Source organism: Variovorax sp. WDL1 (assembly GCF_001541225.1).
Classification (GTDB): Bacteria; Pseudomonadota; Gammaproteobacteria; order Burkholderiales; family Burkholderiaceae_C; genus Variovorax.
In genome coordinates this window covers 1-24,405 of record NZ_LMTS01000163.1, presented here as the reverse complement: position 1 = coordinate 24,405, position 24,405 = coordinate 1, and the positions used below count along the sequence as shown (strand labels likewise).

The following is a 24,405-nucleotide window of genomic DNA, read 5'->3' as shown; positions in this document are numbered from 1 at the left end:
CCCCATCCGAGATGCTTTTCAATTCGCACGCGTTTCTCTTCGTCTACTTCCCGATCGTCCTGCTCGGCTTCTTCCTGATCGGCAAACGCAACGCACGCGCTGCCGCCGGCTTCCTGGCCCTCGCCTCGCTGTTCTTCTACGGCTGGTGGAGCGTCAAGGCGATGCCGCTGCTGATCGCCTCGATCTGCATCAACTACTGGTTCGGGCTGCGGCTCACGCCCGGGCCGGGTCGCGACGACGCCCAGCGCAAGCGACTGCTGATCATCGCCCTCGTGGTCAACCTGGGCGTGCTGGCGGTCTTCAAGTACGCGAACTTCTTCGTCTCGAACGTCAACGAGGGGCTGGCTGCCGCGGGCTTCTCGCCCATCTCGATGCTGCACATCGCGCTGCCGATCGGGATCTCGTTCTACACCTTCACGCAGATCGCCTTCCTGGTCGATTGCTGGCAGGGCAAGGTGCACGAGCGCAGCTTCATCCACTACGCGCTGTTCGTCACCTACTTCCCGCACCTGATTGCGGGCCCGGTGCTGCACCACGCGCAGATGATGCCGCAGTTCGCCAACCCGGGGACCTACAAGGCCGACCCGCACAAGATTGCGGTGGGGCTGGCGATCTTCAGCTTCGGGCTGGCCAAGAAGCTGCTCATCGCCGACCCGATGGGCCAGTACTCCGACCTGATGTTCAACGGCGCGCACAACGGCATGACCCCCACGCTCTACACGGCATGGTTCGGCGTGCTCGCCTATACGCTGCAGATCTACTTCGACTTCTCGGGCTACTCGGACATGGCGGTCGGCCTCTCGATGTGCCTTGGGGTGCAGCTGCCGCTCAACTTCCGCTCGCCCTACAAGTCGACCAACATCATCGAGTTCTGGCGCCGCTGGCACATCTCGCTGTCGACCTTCCTGCGCGACTACCTCTACGTGCCGCTGGGCGGCAACCGCAAGGGGCCGGCCCGGCGCTACCTGAACCTGTTCCTCACCATGCTGCTGGGCGGGCTCTGGCACGGCGCCGCCTGGACCTTCGTGATCTGGGGCGCGCTGCACGGCGCCTACCTGATGGTCAACCACCTCTGGAACGCCAAGGTGCGGCGCAACATTCCGGCGGGGCCCGTCGCGCGCGTGTTCGGCTGGCTGCTCACCTTCCTGTGCGTGATGGTGGCGTGGGTGGTCTTCCGCGCCGACGGCATGCACACGGCCGTGGCCGTCTACAAGGGCATGCTGGGGCTGCATGGGGCGCCGCCCACCGCCTTCAGCGAGATGGGCCTGGTGCCCTACCGCAAGTCCGAGTTCTTCAGGACCCTGCTGATCGGCCTGCTCATCTGCGTGGCCTTCCCGCCCACCATCTCGCTCGAGCGCTGGGTGCCCCATCCGCAGGCCGTGGCGGGCAACCGGGTGCTGGCCCTGGGCTCGACCGTGCTGATCGCCGCCGGCAGCTTCGTGATGTTCGCCTGGGCGGTGTCGAAGCTGGGCGGCTACAGCCCCTTCCTGTACTTCCAATTCTGAAAAAAGCGACATGACGCTCGCAAAAGTCTGGCTCCGCATCTTCGTCACCGGCTATGTGGCCGTGTTCGCGATGTGGCTCGTCTCGCTGACCACGCTCCCGCCCTATGGCGACCTGACCCGCATCGGCCACCTGGCGGAAGAGGATTTCGGCTGGACCAAGCCGGCACCGACGGTCGATCCGGCCTACCTCAAGGCGGCGCCGGTCGACCAGGCGGACATCCTGGTCATCGGGGACAGCTTCTCGATGACCCTCTACTGGCAGGCCTCGCTGGTGAAGGCGGGCTACCGCGTCGCCACCACCTACTGGGGCCAGTACGGCACGGTGATGTGCAAGGATTTCGACCAGTGGCTCCAACGCGCGGGTTTCAAGGGCAAGCTCATCATCTTCGAAAGCGTGGAGCGCCTGCTCGATGAGCGCACGGTGGACGGCCAGACCTGCGACAAGGTCGTCAAGCCCTTCGAGTCGAAGCTCGAGCCTTTCGTCCAGCCGGCAGCGCTTCCGGGTCCCGACGCCCTCCCCAACTGGACCGCGCGGTTCGATACCGGCCCGGAGGCCTACTACAACTCGTGGCGCGCAAAGAGGTCGAGCGTCGATCTCCTGTTCAACAAGAACACCTGGGTCCGGTCCTTCCCCGGAGGTTGCAAGTACTTCTCCCACCGCGAGTGCGACAAGCTGCCGGTTTTCATCGATGACGAAGGCAACGGACCGCTGACCACGGGCACCCTGGACCGCATCAAGACCTTTGCCGCGCAGCACCCCGCCATCCCGCAGCTGTGGATGGTGATCCCCAACAAGGCCACCGTGTATCTCAAGCCCGAGTTCTCGAAAGACTTCGTGAGCGGCTTCGTCGAAGCCAGGCTCGGACCCGACCTCTACGCCTTCTCTCGCGAGAAGAGCGCACAGATCCAGGACTTCTATTTCTCGAACGACACCCACCTGTCCATGCATGGACAGATAGCGCTGGGCGAGCACATGCTGGCCGTCGTGCGTGAAGTGCTGCCTGTCCCACAGGCGAAGGCACCGTGAGAGGCTTATCATCCCTCGACCGGAAACCCACACACACGTGATCCTCTACGAATACCCCTTCAACGAGCGCATCCGGACCTACCTGCGGCTGGAGCACCTGTTTCGCCGCCTCGGCGAGCTGGTGCCTGCCGACTCGCCCTTGTCCCACCACTACGCGCTGGTCACGATCTTCGAGATCATGGATGTGGCCGCGCGCGCCGACCTCAAGGCCGACGTGCTGCGCGACCTGGACAAGCACAAGAACGTCTTCAACGGCTACCGCGGCAACCCCGCGATTTCCGAGGCGGTGCTGGACCAGATCGTCGCCAAGCTCGAAAGCAACTTCGCGACGCTCAACACGATTCCCGGCAAGGCCGGCCAGGCGCTGACCGAGAACGAGTGGCTGATGAGCATTCGCAGCCGCGCCAGCATTCCCGGCGGCACCTGCGAGTTCGACCTGCCCGCCTACTACGCCTGGCAGCACCGTCAGGCCCATGAACGCCGCGCCGACCTGGAACGCTGGTCCTCCACGCTTGCGCCGCTGGCCGAATCGATCTACCTGCTGCTGAAGCTGCTGCGGGATGCCGACGTCCCCTACAAGGTGATCGCCACCGGCGGCCAGTTCCAGCAAACGCTGCCGCAGGGCCGGAGCTTCCAGCTGCTGCGGCTGCGCATCGATCCGCGGCTGGGCCTCATCCCCGAGATCAGTGGCAATCGCCTGATGGTGTCGGTGCGGCTGATGCGGCACGAGGCTGACGACCGTCTGCACCAGAGCACGGAAGACACCCCTTTCGAGCTCACGCTCTGCGCTTGAGGACTGCGAGATGGCGACGAGCAAGAAGACTGCCGCCGGCGAGCGCATCGTGCGCTGTCCGGCCTGCGGCAAGGACAGCGTCTACGGGCCGAGCAACCCCTACCGCCCCTTCTGCAGCGCGCGCTGCAAGGGCATCGACCTGGGCGCCTGGGCCACCGAAGAGTTCCGCATGCCGGCGGAGGCCCCGCCCGATGACGAGGCCTTCGGCGACCCCAAGCTTCAGTAGGCGGACCCTGGCAGGCCGCGCTCCTGCGCCAGCCAGTCGAGCACCGGCAACGCACCCGGCAGCACCGGGGTCACCGACAGTGGCAGCTGCTGCCAGCATATGGCCTGGCCTTCGCGCATCTCGAACTCGCCTCGCCACGCGCGCACCTTGCACCAGTGCAGGCGCACCAGCGCGTGCGGGTAGTCGTGCTCGGTCGTCTTCCAGACCTCGGCGGCATCGATGGTGATGCCCAGTTCCTCGTGCAGCTCGCGCCGCAGTGCCTGCTCGATGGACTCGCCGCTCTCGATCTTGCCGCCCGGGAACTCCCAGTAACCGGCATAGGGCTTGCCCTCGGGGCGGGTCGACAGCAGCAATGCCTCGTCCTCCGCGCGGATCAGGATGCCGACCGCCACCTCGGTGTGCTTGCGCTGGTCCGCCATCGCCGCGCTCAGTGCCGGCCCGCGTAGTCGCGCGCGAACTGGTAGGCGACGCGCCCGCTGCGCGAGCCGCGCTCCAGCGCCCACACCAAGGCCTCGGCACGTGCGCCTTCGATGGTCTTCGCATCGACGCCGAAGGAGGACAGCCACTGCGCGACGATCGCGAGGTACTCGTTCTGGCTGAAGGGGTAGAAGCTCACCCACAGGCCGAAGCGCTCCGACAGCGAGATCTTCTCCTCGATCACCTCGCCCGGGTGCACCTCGCCATCCTCGGTGTGGGTGTAGCTGAGGTTGTCCTTCATGTACTCGGGCAGCAGGTGCCGCCGGTTGCTGGTCGCGTAGATCAGCACGTTGGGCGTGGCCGCGGCCACCGAGCCGTCGAGGATGGACTTGAGCGCCTTATAGCCCGGCTCGCCTTCGTCGAAGCTCAGGTCGTCGCTGAAGACGATGAACTTCTCGGGCCGCTGCGACACCACCTCGACGATGTCGGGCAGGTCGGTCAGTTCCGCCTTGTCGACCTCGATCAGGCGCAGCCCCTGCGGCGCATAGGCATGAAGGCACGCACGGATCAACGAAGACTTCCCGGTGCCGCGGGCGCCGGTCAGCAGCACGTTGTTGGCCGGCTTGCCCTCGACGAACTGGCGCGTGTTGCGCTCGATCTTTTCCTTCTGGACGTCGATTTCCTTCAGCGCCTCGAGCGGCATGGGCGCCAGGTGGCGCACCGGCTCCAGCGTGCCATGGCCCGAGCTGCGGCGACGGTAGCGCCAGGCGATCGAGGCGTTCCAATCGGCGGGCGCCGCGAGCGGCTGGGGAAGGATGGATTCGATGCGGCCGATCAACTGCTCGGCGCGCTCGATCAATCTCTCAAACTTCTCATTCATGTCGGCTGGCTATGAGGCTTGTTCGGGGGACACCGCGGAACCGGCTTTGCCGGGCCGCTGGTGTCGCCCTGGCGAGGGGGTTGGCGAAGCGACACGAAGTGCGCTAGGCCTGGGGGAGGACATTACGACCTGTAGTCGGCGTTGATCGACACATAGTCGTGGCTCAGGTCGCAGGTCCACACCGTGTCCGCCGCTTCGCCGCGGCCGAGTGCGATGCGCACGACGATCTCGCTCTGCTTCATCACGCGCTGGCCGTCTTCCTCGCGATAGCTCGGATTGCGTCCGCCCTTGACGGCCACATGCACGTCGTCGAGGTAGAGGTCGATGCCGGTCTGGTCGAGGTCGGCAATGCCCGCGTAGCCGACCGCCGCCAGGATGCGCCCGAGGTTCGGGTCGCTGGCATAGAAAGCGGTCTTTACCAGCGGCGAATGGGCGACCGCGTAGGCCACCTGCCGGCATTCGGCGGCGTCCCGGCCGCCCTCCACCCGCACGGTGATGAACTTGGTCGCACCCTCGCCGTCGCGCACGATGGCCTGGGCCAGCTGGCGGGCGACCGCCTGCATGGCCTCGACCAGCGCGCGGCCGTCGGGAGAATCGAGCGAATCGATCGCGGCATGCGCGGCCTTCTGCGTCGCGATCACCACGAAAGAATCGTTGGTCGAGGTGTCGCCATCGATGGTCACGCGGTTGAAGGAAGCGTCGGCCAGGGCCTTGGCCAGCGGCTGGATCAGCGCCGGTGCGATCTTCGCGTCGGTCGCCATGAAGCCCAGCATGGTCGCCATGTTGGGCCGGATCATCCCCGCGCCCTTGCTGATGCCGGTGATGGTGATGGTCGCGCCGCCGATCTGCCCCTGCCGGCTGAAGGCCTTGGGCACGGTGTCGGTGGTCATGATGCCCTCCGCGGCGCGCGCCCAATGGTCGGGCTGCGCATCGGCCAGCGCGGCCGGCAGGCCGGCCTCGATGCGGTCGATGGGCAGCGGCTCCATGATCACACCGGTCGAGAAGGGCAGGATCTGCTCGGGCGCCACCTCGAGCTTGCGGGCCAGCGCGATGCAGGTGGCGCGGGTGCGCGCCAGCCCGTCCTCGCCGGTGCCGGCATTCGCGTTGCCGGTGTTGATCAGCATTGCGCGGATGCCGAAATCCTTCTCGAGGTGCTCGCGGCAGACCTGGACCGGCGCGGCGCAGAAGCGGTTCTGCGTGAACACGCCGCCGACCGCGGCGCCCTCGTCGATCAGCACGACCGTCAGGTCCTTTCGGTTGGCCTTGCGCACGCCCGCTTCGGCCACGCCGATGCGAATGCCGGGCACCGCGTGCAGAGCGGCAGGGTCGGGGGCAGAGAGATTCACGGGCATGGGATTTCCCTCGATGATGCGGCTCAGCTGAGCTTGCCGTGGCAGTGCTTGAATTTCTTGCCGCTTCCGCAAGGGCAGGGGTCGTTGCGGCCCACGCGCGCGAAGGCAGCGGCGCCGGCCGGCAGGCCGCCGGTGGCGATCGCCGCCAGGCGGCGCTGGCTTTCCTCGTCGACGCGGACCTCCACCTCGCCGGTCTCGGTCGGCGCGCTGTAGGTGATGTTGGCCAGGTTCTCGCCGCGGCTTTCCATGGCCTCGGCGGCCTGCTCCAGCTGCTCGGTGGACTGCACGCGAACGGTCATCAGCTGGCGCGTGACTTCGTTCTTGACCGAATCGAGCAGTTGGCCGAAGAGCTCGAAGGCCTCGCGCTTGTATTCCTGCTTGGGCTGCTTCTGCGCATAGCCGCGCAGGTGGATGCCCTGGCGCAGGTAGTCCAGCGAGGCCAGGTGTTCGCGCCAGTGGGTATCGATGCTCTGCAGCAGCACCATCCGCTCGAACTGCGTGAAGTTCTCCTGCCCGATCAGGGCCACCTTGGCGTTGAAGGCCTCGTTGGCCGCGGCGATCACCCTCTCGACGATGTCCTCGTCGCCCATGGCGGTGGCGGCTTCCACTTCCTTCTGCAGCGGGATGTCGATGCCCCACTCGCTCGCGAGCGTCTTCTCGAGGCCGGCCAGGTCCCACTGCTCCTCGACCGATTCGGCCGGCACGTACTGGCGCACCAGGTCGGTGAAGCAGCCTTCGCGCAGGCCCTCGATCTGCGCCGTGAGGTCGCCGGCATCGAGGATGTCGTTGCGCTGCTGGTAGATCACCTTGCGCTGGTCGTTCGAGACGTCGTCGTACTCGAGCAGCTGCTTGCGGATGTCGAAGTTGCGCGCCTCGACCTTGCGCTGCGCGCTCTCGATGCTGCGGGTGACGATGCCGGCCTCGATCGCCTCGCCGTCCGGCATCTTGAGGCGGTCCATGATGGCCTTGACGCGTTCGCCAGCGAAGATGCGCATCAGCGGGTCGTCGAGGCTCAGGTAGAAGCGCGAGGAGCCGGGGTCGCCCTGGCGGCCCGAGCGGCCGCGCAGTTGGTTGTCGATGCGCCGCGACTCGTGGCGCTCGGTGGCGATGATGCGCAGGCCGCCGAGCGATTTGATGAACTCGTGGTCCTTCTCCCAGTCGGAGCGCAGGCGCGCGATCTCGGACGCCTTGGTGGCAGGGTCCATCACCTCGTCGATCTCTACCGCCTCGATCGCCTTGTCGACGTTGCCGCCGAGCACGATGTCGGTGCCGCGACCGGCCATGTTGGTCGCGATGGTGATCATCTTGGTACGCCCCGCCTGCGCCACGATCTCGGCCTCGCGCGCGTGCTGCTTGGCGTTGAGGACCTGGTGCGGCAGGCCGGCCTGGGTGAGCAGCCCGTCGATGATCTCGGAGTTCTCGATGGAAGAGGTGCCCACCAGCACCGGCTGGCCGCGCTCGTAGCACTCGCGGATGTCCTCGATGGCGGCGTCGTACTTCTCGCGCGTGGTCTTGTAGACGCGGTCGAGCTGGTCCTCGCGCCTGCTCGGGCGGTTGGGCGGGATGATCACGGTCTCCAGGCCATAGATCTCCTGGAACTCGTAGGCCTCGGTGTCGGCCGTGCCGGTCATGCCAGCGAGCTTGGCGTAGAGGCGGAAGTAGTTCTGGAAGGTGATCGAGGCGAGGGTCTGGTTCTCCGCCTGGATCTCCACGCCTTCCTTGGCTTCCACGGCCTGGTGCAGGCCGTCGCTCCAGCGGCGGCCGGTCATCAGGCGGCCGGTGAACTCGTCGACGATCACCACCTCGCCCTGCTGCACCACGTAGTGCTGGTCACGATGGTAGAGGTGCCGCGCGCGCAGCGCCGCATTGAGGTGATGCATCAGCGTGATGTTGGCCGGGTCGTAGAGCGAGGCGCCCTCGGGCAGCAGCTTGAACTCGGAGAGGACCCGCTCGGCCTTCTCGTGGCCGTCCTCGGTCAGGAACACCTGGTGCGTCTTCTCGTCCACCGTGAAGTCGCCCGGCTTGGTGACGCCTTCGCCGGTACGCGGGTCGGCCTCGCCTTCCTGGCGGGTGAGCAGCGGCACGACCTTGTTGATCGCCAGATAGAGCTCGGTGTGGTCCTCGGCCTGGCCGCTGATGATCAGCGGGGTTCGGGCCTCGTCGATCAGGATCGAGTCCACCTCGTCGACGATGGCGTAGTTCAGCCCGCGCTGCACACGGTCCTGCGTCTCGTAGACCATGTTGTCGCGCAGGTAGTCGAACCCGTACTCGTTGTTGGTGCCGTAGGTGATGTCGCTGCCGTAGGCCTGCTGCTTTTCCTCGCGCGGCATCTGCGGCAGGTTGATGCCGACGGTGAGACCGAGGAAGTTGTAGAGGCGGCCCATCCAGCGTGCATCGCGATTGGCGAGGTAGTCGTTCACCGTCACCACGTGCACGCCCTTGCCGGTCAGCGCATTCAGGTACACCGGCAGCGTGGCCGTGAGGGTCTTGCCCTCCCCGGTGCGCATCTCGGCGATCTTGCCGAAATGCAGCGCCATGCCGCCCAGCAACTGCACGTCGAAGTGGCGCATCTTCATCACGCGCTTGGAGCCTTCGCGCACGACGGCAAAGGCTTCGGGCAGGAGGTCGTCCACGGTCTCGCCGCGTCCCAGCCGGTCCTTGAACTCCTGGGTCTTGGCACGCAGTGCGTCGTCGCTGAGCTTCTCGAGAGTCGGCTCGAGCGCATTGATGCGATCGACCGTCTTGCGATACTGCTTGAGGAGCCGGTCGTTGCGACTGCCGAAGATCTGGGTCAGGAAGTTGGTGGCCATGCGAGCGGGTCGACAGCGACCCCATGGCATGCGGGTCCGCGACCGAAATTCCTAAGAAAGTGAAAGCAGGTGGGCGCGCCTGGCGCAAAATCAACACGCCAAATGGGACGGACCCCGCCGGCACGAGTGCCGGCAAACCGGGCATTTTAGCCGCGTTGCCATTACAGCCGCCTTGTCATGAATCGTCGTCTCCACCCCCTCACCTTGCAGCAAGCCGCCGAGGATTCGCCCACGCTGGCGAGCCTGATGGCGCGCGCGCGCGACGCCTCTGAACGGCTGCAGGCCATTCAGGAGCTGATCCCGCCCGAGATGCGCTCCGCCGTCCAGGCCGGACCGGTGGACGGCAACAGCTGGTGCCTGCTGGTGCGGGGCAGCGCGGCGGCGGCCAAGCTGCGGCAACTGGTGCCTGCGCTGCAGGCGCGGCTGAAATCAAGGGGCTGGGCCGACGTCACCCTGCGGCTGAAGGTCCACACCCGCCACTGAGAAGCAAAACCTTGTCGTCCAGAGCCTTTCGCATAGCACTCTCGGCTTCGGCCGCTGCCATCGGCAGCATCGCGGCCTACTGGGCTCTCCTGGCGGCACGCCAGGGGCACATCCTGTTCAATGCCCGCAAGCACCCCGTCGTCCACCTTTCCGACGACTTTTCCACGTACTCCCACACCGTGCCGGGCGGGATGGTGCGCGGGTACATCTACCACCCTCATGGGGAGGAAGCGCTGCAGGACCTGTTCATCTACTTCGCGGGGCGCGGCGAGGATGTCCGCGCCACGGCGCAGGGGCTGCACTGGCTTCCGGAAGGCTTCGGATTCGCGGCGATCAACTATCGCGGGGTGGCCGACTCCGAGGGGCACCCCTCCGAGCTGGCCTCCGTGCAGGACGCGAGCCAGTTTGCCAATCACCTGCGACGGGCCCTGCCGCACGCGCGCCTGCATGTGGTCGGTCGAAGCCTGGGGACGGGAGTGGCCATTCAGCTGGTGGCGCGGCAGGAGTTCGCGAGCCTGCAACTCGTCACGCCCTACGACTCGATGCTGGAGGTCGCGAAGAAGCGCTTCCCGCTCGTTCCGCTTTCGCTGTTGCTGCGGCACCAGTTCAATTCCCTGACGCACTGCAAGGAAGTCGCCGCGAAAACCCAGGTCCTCCTGGCCGAGCAGGACGACGTGGTGCTGCCGGAGCGCTCGCAGAAGCTCATCGCGGCCTGGCCGACGCCCGTCAGCGTGCAGACGATCGCCGGGTCGGACCACCACAGCATCATGCGCCTCGAAGCGACCTGGCTCCATCTCGTCGACTTCGCCTTGACGGCCATCCTCCCGGAGCCGAAGGCGGCATGAGACGCCAGGCCGCTCCCATGTCGAACAGCACCGCAGCCGAAGGTCTCCAATGAGCGCGGTCCGGGAGTTCCACCATGGTCCTGCCATCCCTCTCCCATCGCGAATATGCACTGCTGGTCTTCTTCGCTTCGCTGTTGGTGACCGCTTTCGCCGGGCCCGCCCTGCCATCGCCTGAACTCGGCGGCGCACCCTTTGCCGACAGCCGTGCCTGGCACGGACTGCCGAACGCAATGGACGTGCTGAGCAACCTTCCCTTCGCGGCGATCGGCATCTGGGGCCTGGCACGGCTGCTCCGGCTCGACCGGGCACGGGAAGCCGCTCAGCCCGCCGCGCCGCCGCCATCGGCGTCGAAGCAGCCCGGCAACGCACTCGGCTGTGCCCGGATGTTCTTCGCGGGACTGATCCTCACCGCCGCGGGGTCGGCCTTCTACCACCTTCACCCCGACAGCCTGAGGCTGGCCGCCGATCGTGCCGGCATGGCCGTCGCATTCGCCGGCATCGTCGGCGTGGCGGTCTGCGATCGGGCAAGCCCGCGCGCCGGCTGGCCGGCAGCCTGGCTCACGCTGGCCGGCGGATTGCTGGCAGTGGGCGTCTTTCTCGAGACCGGCAATGTGCTGCCTTGGGCGCTGGTCCAGTTCGGCGGCATGGCGGTGCTCCTGGCGCTGGCCCTCGCCAGACCGATGGACAGCGGTACCGGGTTCAAGCCTGCTTGGGTGATCCTTCTCTACGGCATGGCCAAGCTGTTCGAGTTGTCGGACCACGCAATCTTCGCTGCCACGCACGAACTGGTGTCGGGTCACACGCTCAAGCATCTGGCTGCGGCGCTCGCGGCCCTTCCGGTGCTGCATGCGGTCCGGGCGATGGGAAGGCAGGCCCTGCGACAGGATCCGGGTACACCCGCCATGACGGCCTGAGGAGCCAGCGGGTGCCGGCGTCGAAGCCCCGGCAGATCCCGGTGGCGATCAAGCCGGTGACGGCGAGCATGGCCGCGGTATGGACGCCGACCGCGGCGAGCGCCAGCATGAGCGAGTCCGATGTGCTGGCTTCCCGGGCCGACGCGCCTGCGAAACAAAGCGGGACCAGCGCGGGAACCAGCATCAATCCGGCGCCGTGCGCAGTGGACATCATGAAGGACCAGAGGGCCAGCCCGGCATGCCCCGCCGGAGCACGTGCCCGCTGCGGCGTGCGGTCCCACAGGTGAAGCAACGCGACAACCACCAGCAGCCCGGCCGCCACGGCTTGCATCACCAGGCGATCCATCGACAAGCCGAATGCCACAGCGGCGGCCACGAACGCGATGGATGAGGCGTGCCCCATCGCGATCGGCACCAATGCCCGCAGCGCCTGCGCCCGATCGCCCGAGCGCACGCCCCAGGCGGCAGCCCACATCCAGCCAGTGGCGGGGTTCAGCCCGTGAAGCGCACCGAACCCTGCGATTGCCAGCCAGGGCCAAAGGCTTGCCATGACGTAGCTCCGGGATTCAAGACGTGCTCCCTTCGCGGTTCGATGTGTCTCTGGGACGGCGCACGGCGCGGACCTTTCCGCTTCCTCCGCCGCCTGCATAGAAGAGGTCGGCGCCATCCGATTCGAGCCCGCTGACGCCGGTGCCGCGCGGCATCTCCAGCCGCTCGAGCACATCGCCGCTTTGCGGATCGATCCGGCGGATATCGCTGTCGTCCCCTTCCCAGGTTCCGTGCCACAGCTCGCCATCGACCCAGGTCACGCCCGTCACGAAGCGGTTGGACTCGATGGTGCGAACAACGGCGCCGGTGGCGGGATCGACCTGGTGAATCCTGCGATCGCGGTACTGCCCCACCCACAGGCTGCCCTCGGCCCAGGTGAGCCCCGAGTCGCCCCCGTTGCCGGGCGCCGGGATCGACGCCACTACCTGGCCGCTGGCCGGATCGATCTTGTCGATGCGCGATTCGGCGATCTGGTAGAGGTGCGTGCCGTCGAAGGCGGTGCCGGCGTCGCCGACACAGTCCAGGGCGTTCGTGGTCTGGCCGCTCTCCGGGTCGAACGCGACCAGTCCGGCGCTCGTGGCAGCCCAGACGCGCTGGCCGTCGTGAGTCACGCCGTGCACGCTGTCGGCGCCGGCGAAGGGCCCGTACTCGCGCACGATCTCGGCCGCGTGCACCGCAGCCTGGGGTCTGTTCTTGAGGGTCTTGCTGGTCACCGCTTGCTCCTTGTGATGCGCCTCGGATCGACGCCTGGAGTCAACTCTAGTCAAGCGCGAGCGCAGCGGGGAGTAACAAGATCGTCGTGAATCCGGCCAGCGGTGGCGACAGCCAGCGCTGCGCCCGGGCGCGCCCTATCGAGCGCACGCGACCCTCTGCCTCGAGCTCGGCGAGTGCGCGCTGGACGGTGCGCTGGCTGGCCCCCAGGGCCAAGGCCAGGGCCGACGTCGACCAGGCCGCGCCATCGGAAAGCAGCGCCGCCAGAGAGGCCTGCTCGCCATCGATGGGCGGCGCCAGCACGACAACGGTGCGCTCGTCGCGCGGCCTCAGGGCGAAGCCCCGCCCGGTGGCCTCGATGCGGGCCAGCGCCGTGACGAGCGCGCGCAGCCGGCCGATCTCGACCCGCAGGCGCGCTCGATGCGTCTCGTCGGGATCGCGGGTGCGGAATGCGCAGGCGATCAAGGCTTCCCGATCGACATCGCCGGGCCACGCCTCGGCCAGGGCGCGCGCCAACGCGAACAGCACCGGTCGCCGCGCCAGCGGCCGCCACTGCGCATCGAAGCCCAGACCGCGGCGGCAGGCGTCGACCACCAGCGCGCCGGAGTTCAGCAGGGCTGCGACCTCGCCGAGGCGCAGCGGCTGCTCGCCGCCGGCGCGGAGGCGCCGGGCGGCTGGACGATCGAGCAATGAGCGCGTCTCCCCCACCTCCGCGATTAGCGCCGGCACTCGGGCGCGATGGGCCGCGTCGTCGGCACGGGCGAGCGCCTCCCGGGCCGCATCGATGCGCAGCGAGCGCAGCGCGAGTTCTGCCGTTGTCAACGCGGCCACGGCCTCGAGCGACGGCGGCTGGCCGCGTGCATCGAGGTGTGCCAGCGCGGCCGCGGCCTCTTCGAGGCGGCCGAGCAGCAGCAGCCGGCGCGCTGCGATCAGCCGCGCCTGCAGCGCGTTGGCGCGGTCGCCGCGCGCCTCGAGGGTGGCCGACGCCGCCGCCAGCAAGTGTGGCGAACCGCCGAGGTCGCGCATGGCGAGCGCCACCTCGGCTTCGGCAACGATGCAACGCGCGCGTGCCAGCTGCTCGTGGACACCAAAGCCGCGCGCGGCGCTGCGCAGGAGTTCGCGGGCGCGCGCGTGCTCGCCGAGCTGCGCCATGGCAATGCCGCGCAAGGCCAGCGCCGGCGGGTCGTCGCGCAGGGCGACGCGCTTGAGGGCGCCGAGCGCATCGCCGGCGGCAAGGACGCGCGCGGAGGCGGCGATCAGGGAGTCCATGGCGATAGGCTACCCCCATGCAGGACGTCCCTGCATGCGGCTCCATCCTACGAAGAGGTGGACCCGGCTGTCTCATCATGATTTCATGATCCTCGAGCGCATCAAGACACCCGGAATCGCCCACGTGGCTTACCTGATCGGTAACGAGGGCCAGGCGGCGGTGGTGGATCCGCGCCGGGACGTCAACGAGTACGTGACGCTCGCGCGCAAGCACAAGCTGACGATCAAATACTCGATCGAGACCCACCGCCAGGAGGACTTCGTGATGGGCTCGGCCGAGCTGGCGAGCCAGTGTGGGGCGAAGATCGTCAACGGGCGACACAAGGGCTTCGGCCATGGCGACATCCGGCTCGACGATGGCGAAGGGTTCGAAGTCGCCCAGGGCATCCGGATCGTTGCTCTCCACACGCCCGGCCACACACCGGAGAGCATGTGCTATGCGGTCTACCTCGAAGACGCGCCCGACCATGCGTGGGCGGTGTTCACCGGCGACACGCTCTTCATCGGCGAGGCCGGCCGGACTGACCTGACAGATCCCTCGCAGACTGCCGAGCACGCGGGCCAACTCTACGATGCAGTGCATGCAAAGCTTCTTCCGCTGGGAGACCAGGCCATCCTGCTCCCGGCGCACGGCTCGGGCTCGGTCTGCGGGGGGAACATCGCGGAACGTGATGATTCGACGATCGGACTGGAACGCCAGTACAACCCGGTGTTCGTACGTTCGCGAGAGGCCTTCGTGCAAGGCAAGCTGGACGAGCGAATTCCGCGCCCGCCCTACTTCCGGCACATGGAACAGGTGAATTCGAAGGGTGGGATGGGGCCACTGACCTCGTCCAGCGCCGTGCGGGTGTTGCAGCCCAAGGACTTCCAGGCGGAAAGCCGTCGCGGAGTCGTGTTCGATCTACGCCGGCCGGAGGCGTTCGCCGGCGGTCACGTGCCGGGCTCGTACAGCATCTGGTCCGACGGGCTGCCTGTGTTCGCAGGCTGGGTCGCCGAGGCCGGCACGTCGATCTATCTGGTGCTCGACGACGCGGACGAGGCATTGGACGATGCGGTGAAGGCGCTCGGGCGGGTTGGCTTCGACCACGTTGAAGGAGTGCTCGCTGGCAGCTTCGAAGGTTGGCGCGACCACGGACTGCCGATGGCGGGCGTCGGCACGGTCGAACCTGGCCGCATCGAAGTCGATCCTGCGCAGCGCGACCTGCGTGTGATCGACGTGCGTGACGACGGCGAGTTCGAGACCGAGGGGCACATTCCCGGCGCATCACACCTGTACGTGGGCTACGTCGAAAGAGAGCTCGATCGACTGCAGCCGTCATTCGATTCCGAAGCCGCGGTGGTCGTTACCTGTGCCGTCGGCCATCGCGCGAGCCTGGCGGCCAGCATGCTGTTGCGCCGCGGCGCGCGCGACGTGCGCAACCTGCTCGGCGGCATGGAGGCGTGGAAGAAGATGGAGCGACGCGTGGACGTCGGCGCTTCGGAGCAGTCAGTCACGACACCAGACGTGGAGGGCCCGCGCCAATGAGTACACATCATCACCATTCCGGACCGTCGCCCTACTTGATCGGGGCGGCGATCGGGCTGCTCAACATCTGCGCGTTCGCGGCTTTCCGCAAGGGGATTGGCGTCAGTGGGGCCTACGAAAGCTCGGCAGCGCTCGCCGCGCGCCGGGTGGCGCCCGACGCCGCGCACGTGAACGAGTACGTCAAGGCACGCAGGGAGCCTCCCAAGTTCAATTGGGAGTCGTGGCTGGTCCTCGGGACGATCCTCGGCGGCATGGCGGCCGCGCGAACGTTCGGCGGCAACGATGCTTCACGGGCCGACAACCATCGGGTTGGCGCGCCGAAGCGCTCGCCCCTCGCCAGTGCCGCCGGCGGCGCGATGCTGATGTTCGGGGCCCGCATGGCCGACGGCTGCACCAGCGGACATGCACTGTCGGGGACCGCGCAGGGTGCGGGATCGAGCTGGCTGTTCACGCCTGTGATGTTCGGTGTCGGATCGCTGCTGGCGCGGCGCGCGCGCGGCGCAAGGCAGCAGGTCGAGGAGGTCTGATGGCGGAGATGAGCGAAAGCACACGCAACGTGCTCGGCTTGGCGACCGGAATCGCCTTTGGCGCGCTGTTGCAACGCGGCGGGCTGGCCGATTCGCGGACGATCGTCGGCCAATTGACCGGCGACGATGCACGCGTCGCGAAGACGATGGGCACGGCCGTCGCAGTTGGTGCGCTCGGCCACCGCTGGCTCAAGCGCCGCGGGGTCACGACCGTCGAGCCCAAGCCGATGAACCCGGTCGGCCTGATCGGCGGCGCGGTTCTGTTCGGGGCCGGGATGGCACTCTCCGGCTATTGCCCCGGCACGGCGGCAGCGGCCGCGGGCAGTGGGCGCCGCGAAGGGGTATGGGCGATGGCCGGCATGCTGGCTGCGGCGACAGTTTTCATCGCCACCTATCCACGACTGAAGAAAGTGCTGGAGGCCGGGAGCCTCGGACGTGTCACCCTCGCGGGGGGCACCCCTGCCAGGGTTTCCAGCGAACCGCTCGACGTCGTGGTTCGCCCTCGCGCCGCGGCCCTGCATGAGCCGGTTTCGCAGAGCGCGGAAGCGATGGCTACACATCCATCGCATTAGAAGAAAGCCCGGAAGGTCTTGGACTCCGGGCTTATTTGTGGTGCGCTTGTCTGACTCGAACATAGCCCGCAAACCCGCATGAATGCTTGATGTCGTCAGAGTCGGGGCAGAATATGCCCCCGTTTGTGCCCCCACCCATCAAGGGAAGCCATGAAACTGACCGACGCAAAGCTCCGCAACCTCACCACGCCAGGCAGGCATTTTGACGGCGGCGGCCTCTACCTGGAGATCACGACGGCCGGCGGCCGGTACTGGCGGATGAAGTACCGATTCGCCGGCAAGGAGAAGCGCCTGGCCTTCGGCGTCTATCCCGACGTTGCGCTGAAGGAGGCCCGCGCCAAGCGCGAAGCGGCCAAGCTGATGCTGGGTCGCGGCGAAGACCCTGGCGCCGCGAAGAAGGCGGCCAAGGCCCGAGTTGCCGTCGAGGCCGCCAACAGCTTCCAGGCCGTGGCCTTGGACTGGCACAAGGCCAACGCCAAGCGGTGGGCCGAGGTGACAGCGGCGAAGATGCTCAAGCACCTGGAGGCCGATGTGTTCCCGGTGATCGGCTCCCGCCCGATTGCATCGATCACTGCGCCGGAGCTGCTGGCGATGCTGCGCAAAGTGGAGGCGCGTGGCGCGGCCTACACCGCCACCCGGCTGCGCGAGGTGTGCGGCCAAGTCTTCCGCTACGGGATTGCCACGGGCCGGGCAACGTACAACCCCGCGGGCGACCTGGAGCGTGCCATCCTCACCCCGGACACGAAGCACCGGCCCGCCATCACCGACCGGCGCGAGTTCGGCGTTTTCCTGCGCGACCTGAAGAGCTACCAGGCCGCCGACCCGCTCACGCTGCTGGCAACCCGGATGGCGCTGCTGACCTTCTTGCGGTCGCAGGAGCTGCGGCTGGCGCGCTGGAATGAAATCGACTTCGACGCGTGCGAGTGGCGCGTCCCGGCCGCGCGCATGAAGATGGGCAAGGGGCTCAACCAAGCGCACGTCGTGCCGCTGTCCCAGCCCGCGCTCGACACTCTACGCGAGCTGCACGCCCTGACCGGCGACACGCCGAGCCTGTTTCCGAATCGCGACGGCGCGGACGGCTTCATGAGCGAGAACACCATCGGCCGCATGCTGATCCGCATGGGCCATCAGGGCCGGCAGACCCTCCACGGGTTCCGCGCGTCTGCGCGCAGCCTGTTGTCCGAGCGCGGCTGGACCGTCGCCGCGCTGGAGCGCCAGCTCGATCACGCCGAACGCAGCAAGGTGGTGGCGGCTTACGCCCGCAGCGAGCACCTGGAGGAGCGCCGCCGCATCATGGACGACTGGGGCGCCATCGTCGTCGCCCTGGAGTCCGGGGAGAACGTCGTGCCGCTGCGTCGCGCCGCCTGAGGTACCGCGAAGCCCCGGCGCGGTCTTGACCGGGGCAACAAGGCGGCGGCTCGGGTGCAGGAACACCACGGGCCGCCTGACCGCCACACCTGAAGGATTCCAGACATGGCAGCTACCCTGAATCATTCAACTCTCGCCACCGCTGAGGACCGCATTGAGGCGGTGTTCGAGGTGCAATCCCTGCTTCGCAGCATCGTCGCCGGCCTGGACCGCACCGACGCCGAGCAGCCGGAGATTGACGCTGCCCGCCTGGCTCGCATGGCCGAGAGCCGATTGGAAGGGCTGGCAGCCAGCCTAGATGCGGCGTAGGCCCAGCATCATCTCTGTTTCGCCGGCCCTAGGCTGATCCCCGAAAACCCGCTTCCCTGGCGTGGCTGGGCCGGCATCCCAATCAGGGGCGCGAGGGGCGCGTGGACAAGAAAGACTTACTGCGTGATGCACTCAACCGTGCGAAAGACCTGTGTGCATGGTTCACGAGCACTTTGTCAGACTACGAAGGTAGGTCTGACGACGCCGTTGCACGAGCAGTCTCATTTGCAGCGAAGGAATGGTCCGGCAGTGAATCAGCGTGGCGCGATAGCGCCCACTGGGTTTGGGAGACGACGTTCCATGACTTGAATGTCAGCAACTTGAAGGGAGAGGTTGACAGCCTGAAAATCGCCTCCGACTTGCTGGGAGCTGCCGAACCCGCATGGACGCCTTGGGAGGTGCCGCTCATCGTGGGCCTCATGCTCGCCGACTTTGCGGCCAAGGGATTCCGGTCAGCCAACGAAGTGAGGCGGCTTCAGGCCGGCTTGCTGCTAGCCGATGCGGTCGAGGCAAAGCGTGCATGGGTGTTCTTCCGCGGAATTGGAAAGTCTCGAACCCCTGATGAATCCCTCGTTCGTTTCGAGGGCGCGATCAGCGATGCGGAAGAGCGAGTCGCTCGCCAAGCGTTCGCGCGCAGTGGCGGTACCGAGCGCCAAAGCAAGTACGCCCTAGCAAGGGACTGGATCGTCCAAGAATGGGCCGAGCACTGTGGAAGCTACGACAACAACAAATCAGCTTTTGCTCGCGACTACATGCGCATGGTCAAGCGACAGCACGGGGTCGATGTGAAGGAGAAGACTATCCGCGAGGTGTGGCTGAGACACACCCCGGCAGCAAGCAAACGGGCACGTCAGCAAGCAGGCGGGTAATGACTGCGCGCCGATGGCGCGAGAGCATCGCTGAATCCAAATAGCAACGGAGTACAGCGTGACACCGCATTGTGAATCCATCCCCACCAGAGCCGGCCGGCGCCTTGCGCGCGCCGCAAAGGCAGCAGCCCACTTCGACATCGCCAAGTCCACGCTGTGGCACTGGGCAGCGACCAGGCACGACTTCCCGAAGCCGCTGCGGGTGGGCAAACGGCTGACCCTCTTCGACCTGGACGCCATCGAGGCGTATATCGTCGAGGCCAGCGAGAAGGCCGCGTGATGCGCGCACCGAAGACCGAGCGCACCGGGAAGCTGCGCAAATCACCTTCCGCGACCAATCCCGGCCGCTGGCCGGTCGCCCCGTATGAGCAGCGCGCAATCGAGGCGCTGCTCGATGGACCAAAGATGCGGCACGACCTGGATGCCATCGTCGGCTGCGAGAACTCGCCGGACGTAATCATGCGTGCCTGCCGCGAGTTGGGGTTCAGCATCGCGTGCGAGAGGGTGCGCATGCTGAACCGTGATCGCCGCCCGTGCTATCCCGGCCGCTACTACCTCACGCCCGAGCAGCGAGACCGCGCGCTGGCGCTGCGCCGCGAGGCCCAGGAGGCGCCGAAGCTGCGCCAGGCCACCATCTCCCAGCCCGCCCACGGAAAGCCCGTCAGCGGGCCGCAGGGCAAGCGCACAGGGGTGCAATGATGGGCCGGGACCACAGGCCCAAGGTGGGCGATCCTCGCGGCCACAGCGCGCGCATCTACGATGAAATCTACGACAGCGATGCGTTTCGCGCGCTGTCGCCGCATGACGTGCTGGCCTATCTGGCACTCCTGCGTGATCTGCGCGCCACGAACAACGGCGACCTCTCTCTACCGCTATCCAAGGCGAAGCATCGGGGCATCAAGCACAAGACGACCCTGGCGCGCTCGCTGCGTGCGTTGCGCGCGGTCGGCCTCATCGCCTTGACGAGTACGGGCGGCAGAGACAAGGACGGACATCGGTTGCCGAACCTCTACCGCGTGACCGATGTTCAATCCTATGCCTTCCCCAAGAAGTTCATCGAGGCCAGACCGGCGACGAATGAATGGAAGCGCGTGACCAGCATCGCACAGGCCCGCGCCCTGATCGCCCAGGCCGAAGCCGAGGCTAAGGCCGATGCCAAAGCCCAGCCCGATGCCGAAGCCCTCGTGGAAAAAACGAAAGCCCAGGGGCACGCCATGACCCGTACCGGGTCACGCGGTGACCAAAAACTGCCGCAGCCTGGGGTACGCCGTGAACCTTGGGTCGATGCCCTGGGGCACGCCGTGAACCTTTGCGAAGCGGCCGAAAACCGAGTCATGGCGCGGGTTCCCGGCCGATTTGTCGATGCATGCGAAGAGCGAATCCATAGCTCACCCGGTAGCCCTCCTTTTGCATTACTGCCATCCCATGCCGATTTCGTGCCGGTGGAGGAGGACGCATGACTGCCGCCGAAGCCTTCCTCTTCCTGGACCGCGAGGGCCTCACGGTCTGCATCGAGCAGGGCCGATTGGTCGTATGGCCTGCGACCCTCGCGAGGCCAGATTTGTGCGCGCTGGCTCGGCAACACCACGCTGAGCTTCTGGCGCTGGCCCGTGACGCCGAAGAGCGCGCCGCGCTGGTCGTGGAGACCGCAAGGCGCAAGGCTCGCGAGGTGCAGCGCCTCCGCCCGGAGGCTCGACCATGACCGCATGGTTGCGCAGCCTGCTGTGCGGCGACGCAGAGGTGATCGCCCAGGTGTCGGCCCGATCCACACCCGGCCGCATTCACCTCCTCGATGTCGCCGACGATGAGCCCGCCGAACTGACCGGCGGAGACGGCAAGGCGCAAGGCCTCTGCGGTGCGACGCCTGCATCCAGCTGGCGGACGAAGACCGCGCAGACAACGAACAGGAACGCCGGCCTAGGCTACAGTCGCGGGCATGAATCGTGGGAACTTCGAAGTCGGCGTGCAGCGGCTCTACTACGTCGTGTGGACTGTTTGGTCGACCGGCTGGGTCGCCGCTTTGATGTTGAACTTCTACGAGGACGGGTTCGACATGGACCGCGTGGTACTGCGCGGAGGCATCTGGCTAGGCATCATTGCGCCGCCGCTCATCATGTTCGCGGTCCGCTGGATCTATCGCGGTTTTTTCCCCAAGGCCGACGCAGCCTAGGCCGGTGGCGAAGCGCCTGGCGCGAGCCAGGCGGTAACCGGAGCACATCGTGAGGGAGAGACTCGACCCCAACGTCAGGACCGCCGTGAATCGCATTGCTCACGACCTGACCCGACCCGTGGTGACAGCAATGTCAATCAAGCTGCGGGCGAGAGCCCAGGAGCTGTCCGCTCAGGGACTGGAGGCCGAGGAGATCATCGACATCGTTTCGCGAGAGGCGATGAAGGCACTGGTCCACCGGCCCATCGGCTTCTCCCGGAAGACAATGCATCGAGATGCCTGAGCGGAGAAACGTCCAGTACATGGGTGCGCGCCCGCGCGCGCGAGAGCGCGGCGGCTAGGCGCCTAGCGCGAGAGGCGGTACCGCTTGCCGTTTCTGTGCTCGCACCAATCTTGCCCGTGGCCGCCCCCATTGCTGGCACGGTCGTCCCTCATGGCACAGCGAGTGTCGCGGTGGAGCTACTCGTGGCCGTTTTGTCCACGACGACGAAAAGCCCCCGAAAGGCCTCCCCCTCTGGCCCAGACGGACCTATGAGCGTTCCAGTGTAGGGGCCGTCTAGTCAAGGCGTCCGTCGAACGGCGGCCTGCGCCTTCGGGCACGAGCGTTGCGACCTTGGGCGCAATGCCGAAGGCTGCCAGGGACATGGCCGCTGCTACGGCGATGGACAGTTGTTTCACGCGCATACTTTTCCTCCTGGGCTCACGCGAGCCAGATGGTAGCGACGGCGGCCCGGCGAAGCCAACTCGATTACAGCGAATGCTCCGGACGAAGCGACGGCGTTCAGACCGATGGCGCTCGACGGCGCCCCAGCTCACCGGCCATTGTCTTGTCGTACCTGGAGCGCGGGGCTGGGTTCACTGGCCGGGTCCGCGCGCGATGGCCGGCCACAAGTCACTGAGACCGGGCAGCTCATCGGCTACTCGGCTTCTCAGGGATCGGGCGACGGCAGACTCTTCGCCTCCGAAGAGCGAGCCTTAAACCGCTCATTGTTGGTCACTCTTCGCGATGAAGTTCGTAGAGATACAAGGCGTAGAACTGGTTGCAAATACTGCTTTCCGGTATTCCCAACAAATTTTTATTGTGCATGCCGCGCAAGATCATGTCCATTGCGGCGGCTCTTGGATCGACTTTAAAGTAGCGATCCTCTGATGTTAGGCACCTATCTCCGCGCCTGGGAGACATGTGCTTGGCCGCGTTCCTCGCGTAGTTTTGGCTATTGAAGAATGCTTTCCTGTCTGGTGGCAAAAACTTCATACCCTCAATTGCGCGGAACCTGGCTGAGAAGCGACGAGCTAGAGCGGGTTCTTCATTTCGCGCTGATACGGCACTCCCCAGAATCTCCTCGGCGGCGCCAGCTAGGGTAAGAGCCGACACATAGCTTCGTTCCGCAACGAACAGCTCGGCCGCGACATCCAATTGCTCGCACGCGAGCATCAGGCGAGACGGCAGCGCAGCGGGCTTCATTTCGGCGAGCTAGGTTTGACGTGAGCGATGGAAAAGATCACGCGAAGCGTCGTCTTGTCCGTCCGCTCGAAGAAATGACTAGGCGCCCCCATGCTTTGCTACCGCCAGGATGTACGAGGCGTGATAGGTAATTGCTTGATACTCACCGGGAGCCCATGCCTTCGACTCCGCAAGCTGGGACAGCACCCGTTCCGTTTTTCGCGGGTCCGCGCGACGACGCTTGCCGGACGAGTGCGGAACGAAGTAGACGGTACTACCCTCGACCTCGACGGTGAACGGTTTTGCGTGCGTGCCAGTGTGAAGGACATGACCTTCGAGGGTTTGACAGCGCCTAAGAAATGACTCGAAAGAAAAAAGCATTGTCATAACCGATGAATAGAAAGCATGAGAATGATAGTGCGACGCAAGCAGTCCATTCAGTGGGGAACACACAGAACATCGGATGACCAACAAGATGGCCCACCGCGAGGCGCATCGCCGGTATGCGGTCCTGGCATCGGAGCCGATATCTTGCTCAACGCCATTGACCCCAGCGCAAGAAGAAGAGAAGGTACGGGTCTCGAATGTCGAGCAGATCACGCTCGCTGTCCCACTCAATTACTTGTCGGCCTTCAGATTCGTTAGCGATCGACACGATATGACCGCAAGAGTTGACGATGCTCCCACTACCCGGCTGCTCACCAATGCACAGACCTTGAACGCGCGTTGTCAGCTCGTTGGCTTTAAGCGTCAGCCTAGGAGGGTCGCATGCAACGCCACGGAGGATGAGCGGATACACATCCAAAGCCGCGTTGCTACTACGCAAGACATATGAATTGCGCTCCCTTCCCCGTACTTTGGGGCCATCCTTCATTGCCGCAACAGTCGACGAGTAGTCGTTGTTTGCAGTGGTGCGGCGACATACTCTCGCGATCAAGTCCATATCAGCGCCAATCGTGACCTGTTCGTCGGGTCGCATTTCGCGGCCAATGTCGAAACAGAGATTGAGGCAGAGCGTCTGCATAAGCTGAGGCGATCCCGCCGCCTCGCTCGCAAGCGCGTCAATGACTGCGCCCGATACGTTGAGATTCATCGCCGCAAAGCCAACATGCGCAATTTTGGCGAGTTCAGCGTGATCCCAATAGTCGAAGTCGACTTTGTAGGCGCGTCCTCGCAGATCAGCGTTTGCTAGCAACACATCGTCAGAACGATATGGTACAGACGCACAGACGAACTGCACCTTACCTTCAATTCCTTCCTTGATCTGCTCCGCAATCTCCTGCTGTAGGTCAGGATCGATGTAGTGAAAGTCGTCAACGAACACGATGTATCCGGTCCCGCCCAGCTCTTCGACCAGCAGGGCAACGTAGTCAACAGAAATTTCAGTCGCTGCTGCCTCCTTTGAGCCCCAACTTCCCTCAGTGGACACTTCGCCCTTAGCAAGTAGCGGCACACTGCCCTCAATCTTGGCGCCGAAAGTAGAGGTATTGTTCTTCTCTTTTGTTTCGACGACCTTTATTGGTGTGCCTATGACAGCAAACACTTTCAGCCACAATGCGGCCGCAGACTTCACTCCCGCGCCATTCACCTTGACCAAGTTGTCCCGGCCGAGCGTCTTCTCAATGAAAACCGTCTTCCCGGACTTCGATGGGCCGGAAAGAGAAACAACGCAAGGGCCTGCGGAGAGGTCTTGACGCAGGCGTTTACCCTTTTCGATGAGATGGTCGTCAACGTAGGTAACGCCGGGCTCACCTTTTGGCGTGAAGACTTCAGTAGCGCGCATATTTTCCTTCGTTCGGGTAGCTACTTTCCGGCGCAAAAAGCGGCGGCCGCTTTCGAG

The 24,405-nt window shown here is 65.9% G+C and carries 28 protein-coding genes; 19 read left to right on the top strand and 9 right to left on the bottom strand.

Features of this window, described 5'->3' with window-relative positions; all coding sequences use genetic code 11:
• The first annotated feature begins 11 nt into the window (after positions 1-11).
• The 4 genes from APY03_RS21805 to APY03_RS21790 are packed head-to-tail and all read left to right on the top strand — an operon-like array spanning position 12 to position 3,551.
• Positions 12-1,505, top strand: a complete 1,494-nt coding sequence (locus APY03_RS21805; RefSeq protein ID WP_068679957.1) for an MBOAT family O-acyltransferase — start codon at positions 12-14, stop codon at positions 1,503-1,505.
• Between the two features lie 10 nt (positions 1,506-1,515).
• On the top strand, positions 1,516-2,532 hold the full coding sequence (locus tag APY03_RS21800) for an HAD family hydrolase (protein ID WP_068679955.1): 1,017 nt from the start codon (positions 1,516-1,518) through the stop codon (positions 2,530-2,532).
• Between the two features lie 37 nt (positions 2,533-2,569).
• A complete protein-coding gene (gene zapD / locus APY03_RS21795) occupies positions 2,570-3,325 on the top strand; it encodes a cell division protein ZapD (protein ID WP_068679953.1) in 756 nt (251 codons plus the stop codon).
• Positions 3,326-3,335: 10 nt separating this feature from the next.
• A complete protein-coding gene (locus tag APY03_RS21790) occupies positions 3,336-3,551 on the top strand; it encodes a DNA gyrase inhibitor YacG (RefSeq protein WP_068679951.1) in 216 nt (71 codons plus the stop codon).
• Here the strand turns inward: APY03_RS21790 and APY03_RS21785 are convergent.
• From APY03_RS21785 to secA, 4 genes are all read right to left on the bottom strand, one after another.
• On the bottom strand, positions 3,545-3,970 hold the full coding sequence (locus tag APY03_RS21785) for an NUDIX domain-containing protein (RefSeq protein WP_068679949.1): 426 nt from the start codon (positions 3,968-3,970) through the stop codon (positions 3,545-3,547). The two genes, APY03_RS21790 and APY03_RS21785, sit on opposite strands and share 7 nt — an antisense overlap.
• Before the next feature lie 8 nt (positions 3,971-3,978).
• On the bottom strand, positions 3,979-4,848 hold the full coding sequence (locus tag APY03_RS21780; protein WP_068679946.1) for an ATP-binding protein: 870 nt from the start codon (positions 4,846-4,848) through the stop codon (positions 3,979-3,981).
• 122 nt (positions 4,849-4,970) lie between these two features.
• Positions 4,971-6,200, bottom strand: coding sequence for a bifunctional glutamate N-acetyltransferase/amino-acid acetyltransferase ArgJ (gene argJ / locus APY03_RS21775; RefSeq protein ID WP_068679944.1), 1,230 nt, complete (start codon positions 6,198-6,200; stop codon positions 4,971-4,973).
• A 23-nt stretch (positions 6,201-6,223) separates the two neighbouring features.
• The gene (gene secA / locus APY03_RS21770; RefSeq protein WP_068679943.1) at positions 6,224-9,010 is read right to left on the bottom strand and encodes a preprotein translocase subunit SecA; all 2,787 of its coding nucleotides are present in this window, start codon (positions 9,008-9,010) and stop codon (positions 6,224-6,226) included.
• 177 nt (positions 9,011-9,187) lie between these two features.
• On the opposite strand from secA, the gene APY03_RS21765 reads away from it, so the two are divergent.
• The 3 genes from APY03_RS21765 (at position 9,188) to APY03_RS21755 (ending at position 11,252) form a co-directional block, all read left to right on the top strand.
• Complete coding sequence (locus tag APY03_RS21765) at positions 9,188-9,493, top strand: hypothetical protein (RefSeq protein ID WP_068679941.1); 306 nt, start codon at positions 9,188-9,190, stop codon at positions 9,491-9,493.
• Positions 9,494-9,504: 11 nt separating this feature from the next.
• Entirely contained in the window at positions 9,505-10,338 is an 834-nt protein-coding gene (locus APY03_RS21760) for an alpha/beta hydrolase (RefSeq protein WP_068679939.1), read from the top strand.
• Positions 10,339-10,412: 74 nt separating this feature from the next.
• A complete protein-coding gene (locus APY03_RS21755; protein ID WP_068679937.1) occupies positions 10,413-11,252 on the top strand; it encodes a hypothetical protein in 840 nt (279 codons plus the stop codon).
• Here APY03_RS21755 and APY03_RS21750 read toward each other — a convergent pair.
• The 3 genes from APY03_RS21750 to APY03_RS21740 are packed head-to-tail and all read right to left on the bottom strand — an operon-like array spanning position 11,143 to position 13,781.
• Entirely contained in the window at positions 11,143-11,802 is a 660-nt protein-coding gene (locus tag APY03_RS21750; RefSeq protein WP_068679935.1) for a hypothetical protein, read from the bottom strand. The two genes, APY03_RS21755 and APY03_RS21750, sit on opposite strands and share 110 nt — an antisense overlap.
• 16 nt (positions 11,803-11,818) lie before the next feature.
• Positions 11,819-12,514, bottom strand: a complete 696-nt coding sequence (locus APY03_RS21745) for a Vgb family protein (RefSeq protein WP_083944501.1) — start codon at positions 12,512-12,514, stop codon at positions 11,819-11,821.
• Between the two features lie 46 nt (positions 12,515-12,560).
• On the bottom strand, positions 12,561-13,781 hold the full coding sequence (locus tag APY03_RS21740) for a DNA-binding protein (protein WP_068679933.1): 1,221 nt from the start codon (positions 13,779-13,781) through the stop codon (positions 12,561-12,563).
• A gap of 85 nt (positions 13,782-13,866) precedes the next feature.
• Here APY03_RS21740 and APY03_RS21735 point away from each other — a divergent pair, with 85 nt between their 5' ends.
• From APY03_RS21735 to APY03_RS21680, 12 genes are all read left to right on the top strand, one after another.
• On the top strand, positions 13,867-15,306 hold the full coding sequence (locus APY03_RS21735; protein WP_068679931.1) for an MBL fold metallo-hydrolase: 1,440 nt from the start codon (positions 13,867-13,869) through the stop codon (positions 15,304-15,306).
• The gene (locus APY03_RS21730) at positions 15,303-15,833 is read left to right on the top strand and encodes a YeeE/YedE thiosulfate transporter family protein (RefSeq protein WP_068679929.1); all 531 of its coding nucleotides are present in this window, start codon (positions 15,303-15,305) and stop codon (positions 15,831-15,833) included. Before APY03_RS21735 ends, APY03_RS21730 begins: the two co-directional genes overlap by 4 nt.
• A complete protein-coding gene (locus APY03_RS21725; protein WP_068679927.1) occupies positions 15,833-16,405 on the top strand; it encodes a DUF6691 family protein in 573 nt (190 codons plus the stop codon). The genes APY03_RS21730 and APY03_RS21725 overlap by 1 nt, the downstream gene beginning before the upstream one ends.
• Before the next feature lie 150 nt (positions 16,406-16,555).
• Positions 16,556-17,773 carry a tyrosine-type recombinase/integrase gene (locus tag APY03_RS21720; RefSeq protein WP_068679925.1) on the top strand — a complete coding sequence of 406 codons (1,218 nt, stop codon included), beginning with the start codon at positions 16,556-16,558 and terminating at the stop codon, positions 17,771-17,773.
• 105 nt (positions 17,774-17,878) lie between these two features.
• Positions 17,879-18,082, top strand: a complete 204-nt coding sequence (locus tag APY03_RS21715) for a hypothetical protein (protein ID WP_068679923.1) — start codon at positions 17,879-17,881, stop codon at positions 18,080-18,082.
• A 101-nt stretch (positions 18,083-18,183) separates the two neighbouring features.
• Positions 18,184-18,951 (top strand): hypothetical protein, encoded by a 768-nt coding sequence (locus APY03_RS21710; protein WP_146039655.1) that lies wholly within the window; start codon positions 18,184-18,186, stop codon positions 18,949-18,951.
• Between the two features lie 58 nt (positions 18,952-19,009).
• Entirely contained in the window at positions 19,010-19,231 is a 222-nt protein-coding gene (locus tag APY03_RS21705; RefSeq protein ID WP_068679919.1) for a helix-turn-helix transcriptional regulator, read from the top strand.
• Entirely contained in the window at positions 19,231-19,650 is a 420-nt protein-coding gene (locus APY03_RS21700) for a hypothetical protein (RefSeq protein ID WP_068679917.1), read from the top strand. The genes APY03_RS21705 and APY03_RS21700 overlap by 1 nt, the downstream gene beginning before the upstream one ends.
• Positions 19,650-20,411: a hypothetical protein gene (locus APY03_RS21695; RefSeq protein ID WP_068679915.1), complete on the top strand. Its 762-nt coding sequence runs from the start codon at positions 19,650-19,652 to the stop codon at positions 20,409-20,411. Before APY03_RS21700 ends, APY03_RS21695 begins: the two co-directional genes overlap by 1 nt.
• Positions 20,408-20,653 (top strand): hypothetical protein, encoded by a 246-nt coding sequence (locus tag APY03_RS21690; protein WP_068679913.1) that lies wholly within the window; start codon positions 20,408-20,410, stop codon positions 20,651-20,653. The genes APY03_RS21695 and APY03_RS21690 overlap by 4 nt, the downstream gene beginning before the upstream one ends.
• A 234-nt stretch (positions 20,654-20,887) precedes the next feature.
• Positions 20,888-21,121: a hypothetical protein gene (locus APY03_RS21685; RefSeq protein WP_068679911.1), complete on the top strand. Its 234-nt coding sequence runs from the start codon at positions 20,888-20,890 to the stop codon at positions 21,119-21,121.
• A 130-nt stretch (positions 21,122-21,251) separates the two neighbouring features.
• Entirely contained in the window at positions 21,252-21,404 is a 153-nt protein-coding gene (locus APY03_RS21680; protein WP_162487167.1) for a hypothetical protein, read from the top strand.
• Between the two features lie 711 nt (positions 21,405-22,115).
• On the opposite strand, the gene APY03_RS21675 is transcribed toward APY03_RS21680, so the two are convergent.
• Positions 22,116-22,586 carry a hypothetical protein gene (locus tag APY03_RS21675; RefSeq protein ID WP_146039653.1) on the bottom strand — a complete coding sequence of 157 codons (471 nt, stop codon included), beginning with the start codon at positions 22,584-22,586 and terminating at the stop codon, positions 22,116-22,118.
• Between the two features lie 514 nt (positions 22,587-23,100).
• Positions 23,101-24,405 (bottom strand): hypothetical protein (locus APY03_RS21670; RefSeq protein WP_232324368.1); only part of this gene is annotated, 1,305 nt, incomplete at its 5' end.

Excerpts from the sequence above, each read along its gene's own strand:
- APY03_RS21695 (WP_068679915.1), top strand. The coding sequence starts at position 19,650 with ATGGGCCGGGACCACAGGCCCAAGGTGGGCGATCCTCGCGGCCACAGC.
- APY03_RS21690 (WP_068679913.1), top strand. The coding sequence starts at position 20,408 with ATGACTGCCGCCGAAGCCTTCCTCTTCCTGGACCGCGAGGGCCTCACG.
- APY03_RS21675 (WP_146039653.1), bottom strand. The coding sequence starts at position 22,586 with ATGAAGCCCGCTGCGCTGCCGTCTCGCCTGATGCTCGCGTGCGAGCAA.
- APY03_RS21725 (WP_068679927.1), top strand. The coding sequence starts at position 15,833 with ATGGCGGAGATGAGCGAAAGCACACGCAACGTGCTCGGCTTGGCGACC.
- APY03_RS21720 (WP_068679925.1), top strand. The coding sequence starts at position 16,556 with ATGAAACTGACCGACGCAAAGCTCCGCAACCTCACCACGCCAGGCAGG.
- APY03_RS21785 (WP_068679949.1), bottom strand. The coding sequence starts at position 3,970 with ATGGCGGACCAGCGCAAGCACACCGAGGTGGCGGTCGGCATCCTGATC.
- APY03_RS21765 (WP_068679941.1), top strand. The coding sequence starts at position 9,188 with ATGAATCGTCGTCTCCACCCCCTCACCTTGCAGCAAGCCGCCGAGGAT.
- APY03_RS21740 (WP_068679933.1), bottom strand. The coding sequence starts at position 13,781 with ATGGACTCCCTGATCGCCGCCTCCGCGCGCGTCCTTGCCGCCGGCGAT.
- APY03_RS21800 (WP_068679955.1), top strand. The coding sequence starts at position 1,516 with ATGACGCTCGCAAAAGTCTGGCTCCGCATCTTCGTCACCGGCTATGTG.
- APY03_RS21750 (WP_068679935.1), bottom strand. The coding sequence starts at position 11,802 with ATGGCAAGCCTTTGGCCCTGGCTGGCAATCGCAGGGTTCGGTGCGCTT.
- APY03_RS21685 (WP_068679911.1), top strand. The coding sequence starts at position 20,888 with ATGAATCGTGGGAACTTCGAAGTCGGCGTGCAGCGGCTCTACTACGTC.
- secA (WP_068679943.1), bottom strand. The coding sequence starts at position 9,010 with ATGGCCACCAACTTCCTGACCCAGATCTTCGGCAGTCGCAACGACCGG.
- APY03_RS21805 (WP_068679957.1), top strand. The coding sequence starts at position 12 with ATGCTTTTCAATTCGCACGCGTTTCTCTTCGTCTACTTCCCGATCGTC.
- argJ (WP_068679944.1), bottom strand. The coding sequence starts at position 6,200 with ATGCCCGTGAATCTCTCTGCCCCCGACCCTGCCGCTCTGCACGCGGTG.
- APY03_RS21730 (WP_068679929.1), top strand. The coding sequence starts at position 15,303 with ATGAGTACACATCATCACCATTCCGGACCGTCGCCCTACTTGATCGGG.
- APY03_RS21680 (WP_162487167.1), top strand. The coding sequence starts at position 21,252 with ATGTCAATCAAGCTGCGGGCGAGAGCCCAGGAGCTGTCCGCTCAGGGA.
- APY03_RS21700 (WP_068679917.1), top strand. The coding sequence starts at position 19,231 with ATGCGCGCACCGAAGACCGAGCGCACCGGGAAGCTGCGCAAATCACCT.
- APY03_RS21780 (WP_068679946.1), bottom strand. The coding sequence starts at position 4,848 with ATGAATGAGAAGTTTGAGAGATTGATCGAGCGCGCCGAGCAGTTGATC.
- APY03_RS21790 (WP_068679951.1), top strand. The coding sequence starts at position 3,336 with ATGGCGACGAGCAAGAAGACTGCCGCCGGCGAGCGCATCGTGCGCTGT.
- APY03_RS21755 (WP_068679937.1), top strand. The coding sequence starts at position 10,413 with ATGGTCCTGCCATCCCTCTCCCATCGCGAATATGCACTGCTGGTCTTC.
- APY03_RS21715 (WP_068679923.1), top strand. The coding sequence starts at position 17,879 with ATGGCAGCTACCCTGAATCATTCAACTCTCGCCACCGCTGAGGACCGC.
- APY03_RS21735 (WP_068679931.1), top strand. The coding sequence starts at position 13,867 with ATGATCCTCGAGCGCATCAAGACACCCGGAATCGCCCACGTGGCTTAC.